General features: G+C 67.8%; 3 protein-coding genes. 2 read left to right on the forward strand and 1 reads right to left on the reverse strand.

Annotated elements, in window-relative coordinates; all coding sequences use genetic code 11:
* The first annotated feature begins 133 nt into the window (after positions 1-133).
* Positions 134-805 carry a DUF938 domain-containing protein gene (locus tag B9P64_RS23340; RefSeq protein WP_085318470.1) on the forward strand — a complete coding sequence of 224 codons (672 nt, stop codon included), beginning with the start codon at positions 134-136 and terminating at the stop codon, positions 803-805.
* Between the two features lie 10 nt (positions 806-815).
* Here the strand turns inward: B9P64_RS23340 and B9P64_RS23345 are convergent, their stop codons facing one another.
* Positions 816-3,614, reverse strand: a complete 2,799-nt coding sequence (locus tag B9P64_RS23345) for a TonB-dependent receptor (RefSeq protein ID WP_085318471.1) — start codon at positions 3,612-3,614, stop codon at positions 816-818.
* A 371-nt stretch (positions 3,615-3,985) separates the two neighbouring features.
* On the opposite strand from B9P64_RS23345, the gene B9P64_RS23350 reads away from it, so the two are divergent.
* A partial coding sequence (locus tag B9P64_RS23350) for a toll/interleukin-1 receptor domain-containing protein (protein WP_085318472.1) occupies positions 3,986-5,688 on the forward strand: 1,703 nt, incomplete at its 3' end.

Raw genomic sequence — 5,688 nt, forward strand, 5'->3', positions numbered from 1 at the left:
GCTGGAATCCGCGTCACTCTGCTTGGGGGAAGGCTTGCGGCTCGTGCTGCGCACGTCGCGGGGGCGGCGCGGTGCTTGGGTTGGGGTTTCTCTTCTCGTTGAGAATTGGGGCATCCCAAACTTCGAGGTCGCCATGTCTGCGTCTGCCACGCCGTCTTCCGTCGCTTCCTTCGCGCCCGCGCCTGCCGAGGCGCCCGTCGGCGACAAGCCCTATGCGCCGTCCTGCGACCGCAATCGCGAGGTGATTCTTGAAGTGCTGCGCGCGGCGTTTGCCGACCGGCGCGCGGTGCTGGAGGTGGGCTCGGGGACCGGGCAGCACGCGGTGTTCTTCGCGGCGGCGCTGCCGCATCTGAGCTGGCAGGCGAGCGATCGGGCCAGCGAGCTGGGCGGCGCGCGGCTGTGGCTGACGGAAGCCGCGCTGGCCAACACGCCGGCGCCGGTGGAATGGGATGTGGCGGCCGGGCTGCCGGCGGCGCTGGCCGATGGGCGCTTCGATGCGGTGTTCAGCGCCAACACGCTGCACATCATGGGTTGGGCCGAGGTCGAGGCGCTGTTTGCCGCGCTGCCGGCCATCTGCGCCGCCGATGCGCTGCTGGTGGTCTACGGGCCGTTCAACTATGGCGGCGAGTTCAGCAGCCAGAGCAATGCCCAGTTCGACGTGTGGCTCAAGAATCGCGGCGCCCACATGGGCATCCGCGATTTCGAGGCGGTCGATGCGCTGGCGCGCGCGGCGGGGTTTGCGCTGGTCGAGGACCGGGCGATGCCGGCGAACAACCGCTGCGTGACGTGGCGGCGCGGCGGGTGAGGGCGGGGCCTCACAGCCTGGTGCTCAGCATCACGCCGAACCAGCGCTTGGTGCTCGGCGCATAGATGATCCAGTTTGTGTAGAAGCCGTAGTCGTTGTTCAGCAGGTTCTTGGCCAGCAACGTCAGGTCGAACTGGCCGTCGCGCGTGCCCAGGCCGACCGCCAGATCGACGATGCCGGCCGGCGGCGCCACCGCATAGCGCGACAGCGACGGGTCGTTGTTGTAGCTCGACGTGTAGCGGTAGTTGGCGTTGGCGTGGAACAGCTTGTCGGCGAGCACCGGGCGCGTGTAGTCGGCATTCGCGTTCAGGCTGAACTTCGGCGCGCCGGGCAGCGTCTTGCCGCTCGCGTCGTAATAGGGCGTGGTCGATCCGCCCAGCTCGGCCGGCTTGGCGAGCGTGGGAAAGGAGACATAGCGCGCGTCGTTGTAGGCGCCCGCCAGACGCAGCGTGGTGAAGCCGATGCCGGTATAGACCGCGTCCAGTTCCAGCCCGCGCGTGCGCACGCTCGGCACATTCCCGAGCCCGCTCGAATAGGCGATCTTGCCGTCGTTGTTGATGAGGGTCTGGGCCTTGTCCTCGAAGTACATCGGCTGGATGTAGTCGTGGATCTTGGTGAGGAAGACGTCGGCGTTGAGCGTGAGGCTGCGGTCGAGCAGCGCGGTGCGCCAGCCGGCCTCGAAGCTGTCGGTGCGTTCGGCCTTGAGCGGGATCGACTTCCCGCCTGCCGCCGTGGCGCCGACGATCTGGGCCACGCCGGCCTTCTCGCCATGCTGGTAGGTCAGGTAGCCGGTGTTGTCCGCATCGAACTTGTAGATGGGGCTGAAGGTGGCGGTCGGCAGCCATTGCTGGAACGGCTCGGCATAGCTGTTGAGGTAGAGCCCGCCGACGCGCCCGGCGCGGATCGACTTGGCGTCGGCAACCTGCTGACGCTGTGCCGGCGTCAGCGCCGAGTACTGCGCGACGCCGAAATACTTGAGCGCCACCGCATTCGCCACCGCGATCTGGGCCGCCGAGTTGTTGGCTGTCAGCGCGCCGTTCGCGCCGCTGTCGAAACCGCCGAGCTGCACGTTGTTCACCTGCGCCGGATCGAGTTCCGCGCCATAGCCCTCGTTTTCGATCAGCCGCTGCGAGCGCGTGCGGCGATTCTCGAACGTGAGCCTGAGCCCGCCATTGAGCGTGAGCTGCTCGGTCGGCCGGAAATTGGTATTGCCGTAGAACGCGATGCTGTCGTTGCGGATGTCGTCCTTGGTCTTGACATAAAGGCGGTCGAGCGAATTGACCAGCAGATAGCGCCCATTGCCGTTGCCATTGCCATCGAGCCGGTTGTACTGGGCCAGATTGGCGTAATAGGCGCCGGCATCGCCGCCGTAACTGGTTTGCGTGCGCCGATCCGGCATCCGGTTGTGATAAAGATAAATGCCCGTCGTGTAATCGAACAGGCCACCCGTCGGTGAGCTGAGCCGGAATTCCTGGCTGGCCTGCCAGTATTCGACATGGCCGGGCGTCGGCGAGCGGTCGATATCGAATACGGTATTGGGGCCGGCACTCGAAATGCCGTTGTCGAAGTAATAGTCGCGATAACCGGTGATCGATTGCAGCCGGTGCTCGCCCACATTCCAGTTCAGCGTCAGATTGCCGCCCTTGGTGCTGTACTTGCTGGGCACCTGGTTGAGCTGATTGATCCGGTCGCCAAACAAATCCTTGGAAATCGAATAATTCCTTTCCTGGGCAAACCAGGGGCGGCTCAGGCGGCCGGCCTGTTCCAGCGCCTGATTCACCCGGATGCGGTCGCCATTCGCGTCGCGCGTGTCGTAGAACTCGGGCGTCGGGCGCGGAAATTCGAGATAACTGCCGTTCTCGTTCATCGTCGGCGTCATTTCCAGACTCAGCCGCGCATTGAAATCGCTGCTCGGCGTTAGCAGGAATTGCACGCGGCCGAAGGTGCGGTCGCGGTTCTGGAAGGTGGTCTTCTTCTCGTTGGCATTGGCCTCCTGGCCGTCGGCCTGCTCGCGGTAGAACGTGCCGCGCCAGGCCAGCAGATCGGGGATGACCGCGCCGCCGAACACCGCCTGGGTGCGCAGCGTATTGCGCTGGCCGTAGGTGATGGACGCGCTCGCCTCGGGCGTGAAGCTCGGCTGGCGGGTGCGGATGCTGATCTGGCCGATGCTCGAATTCTTGCCGCCGAGCGTGCCTTGCGGACCGCGCACCACGTCGACGCTCTCCACGTCGATGAAATTGGTCGAGGCGGCGATCGCGCCGGTGCCATAGGACTCGCCGTCCACATTCATGCCCACGCTCGGATCGAGCTGGCCGACGCCGCTGGCCCAGCCGACGCCGCGAATCGTCAGGCTCGCGGCCTGGGGATTGTTGTAGCCCATGCCGACATTGCCGATCCGCGTCACGAAATCGCGGAAATTGACCGTGTCCTGTTTTGCCAGTTCGGTGCCGCTCACGATCGAAACCGAGCGCGGCGTTTCCTTGAGCGGCGCGAGCACATTGCGCCGGCCACGTACCGTCACGGCTTCGAGCGCGCCCGAATCGGCCGGCGCGGCGACCGGCGGCGATTCGGCCACTGCGGGCGAATTGCGCGCTTTCAGCGCTTCGAGTTCCTGAATCAGTCGCGCATTCTCCGAGCGCGGATCGGCAGCCGGCCGGAGTTTCTCGATCTGCTCGCGCAGCCGCGCATTTTCGGCACGGATTTCCGCATCGTCTTTCTGTACCGATTGCGCGCAGGCGGAATTGGCTGCGAACAGCAAACCGCCCGCCATCATGCCCGGCAGCAGCGCGGCAATTTGTCTGGTGCGCAATGACGGACGATTCCGGCGCTTGGTGGGACGGCGGTTTCCTGGCAAGGGAATCTCCCGGCCGCAGCGGAGTGGCGGCTATTGGATGCGGAAATCGAAAGCGGCTGCCCGGAGCAATGCCGCGCGGAGTTCGACAATGCGCGAGCAAATGCAACCCGCATGCCATTCGATTCCGCATCCAATAGCCGGCCGATTCACGATTCCGGCGCTGCATTTCCACATTCAATTCGGATCGCAATGCAGGAAACCAAGCAGAAGCTTGTGGGAAATGAAAAGCCGCCGGCACCGCCGACCACAGGCTGGCGGCGTCCTGCCTTGCCAATCCGGCTGGCCGCGCCTGACGCTGCGTTCATTCCGTCCCCGCCAGCGCCGCCATGACCGCCTCCGCAAGCCTGTTCATCAGCTACCGCCGCAACCAGCTCGACCGCGTGCAGCCCGTCGCCGAGGCGCTGCGCGCCGCCGGCCTCGACGTGTTCCTCGACCTCGACGCCATCGATCCGCTGGCCGACTTCCCGGCCCGCATCGAGGCCGGCATCGGCGGGGCGCACGTCGTGCTCGTCTGGTGGTCGGCCGACTACGCCGACTCCGACTTCTGCCTGCAGGAACTCACGCTCGCCTGGGGCCATGCGCGGCGCCAGACCAGCCAGCTCGCCGAGCGCATCTGGATCGTCAATCCCGAGGCCGGCACCGGCCACATCACCGCCGGCGAACTCGACGCGAGCAACTTCCTGCGCGCACCGGCCCCGGGCGCCGAAGCCGCCTTCGCCGCCGACCTCGCGCGCCGTGCCGCCGGCTTCACCTCGGTCACGCAGAACCTCGCCAGCGAAACCGCCAGCGCCGCCGACCTCGCCGACACGCCGCCGCCGGCCGGCATCCGCGTGATGACGCGCAACTTCGTCGGTCGCGGCCGCGAGCTGTGGGCGCTGCACAGCCGGCTGCAACCCACCAGCGTCGTGGCGCAGATCAACGCGGTGTCGGTGCAGACCCACGGCCTCGGCGGCATCGGCAAGACCGAGCTGGCGGCGGCCTATGTGGCCAAGTTCGGCCGCGCCTATCCGGGCGGCGTGTTCTGGCTCTCGCTCGCCAGCGCCGAACTGCGGCTGGCCGGCGCCGACCCGGCCAACCGCGCGGCCATCGCCGAATCGGTCTGGCTCGACGCGCTCGCACAGGCGCTTGAGCGCCATCCCTGGCTAAGCGGCCAGCCGCCCGCGCTGCGCCTGCGCGACGCCGAGAACAAGCCGCGCCCGGCCGCCGCCGTCGCGCGCGACGTGATGGCGCTGCTCGATGGGCGCGCCTCGCTCTGGGTGCTCGACAACCTGCCGGCCAACCTCAGCGCGACCAAGCCGACCGACGCCATCCTCGGCCGCTGGATGCTCGACTGGCCGGCGCGCCATCTGCTCACCACGCGCGACGCCGGCCCGTTGCCGGGCGTGACCGCGCTGCCGCTGGATCGGCTGGGCGAGGTAGATGCGCTGCGGCTGCTGCTGCGCTTCTCGGGCGACAAGCACGACGACCCGGCCGAGCAGGCGGCGGCGCGCGAGCTGGTGCGCCGCGTGGGCGGGCATGCGGTGGCGCTCACGCTGCTCGGCGCCCAGCGCGCGCGGGCGGCGGCCTATGCCGAGGTGCTCAGGAGCATCGACGCGACCCGGCCGCAGGCGCTGCTCGACCGGCTGCATGCGATCGCCACGCGGCCGGCCATTGCGGCCCAGCTGCAGGAACACGCGCGTGACATCGTTGCCGTCTTCCGGACCAGCGTCGATTCGCTCGGCGCGCAGGATCCAAGCGGCCTGCTGCGGCATGACGCTGAACGGCTGCTGCTGCTGGCATCGCTCGGCGCGCCCAACGTGGCGCTGCGTGCGGGTTTGCTGGTCGATGCCTTCGTCGGCGCCGAGACGGCGCGCGCGGGCGCGGCGGCGGTGGATGAGGTGGCGCTGCGGGATCGCGCCGGGGATGCGCTGGAGGAATTGCGGCGCGCCAGCCTGCTGACACGGCGTGAGGCGACGGATGACTACGAGCTGCATCCGCTGCTTGGGGAGGCAGTGGCGGTGCTGGTTCAGGTTGGGGAGGAGGCGGAGGG

The sequence above is a fragment of the Derxia lacustris genome (genome assembly GCF_002105195.1).
GTDB classification, from domain to species: domain Bacteria; phylum Pseudomonadota; class Gammaproteobacteria; order Burkholderiales; family Burkholderiaceae_E; genus Derxia; species Derxia lacustris.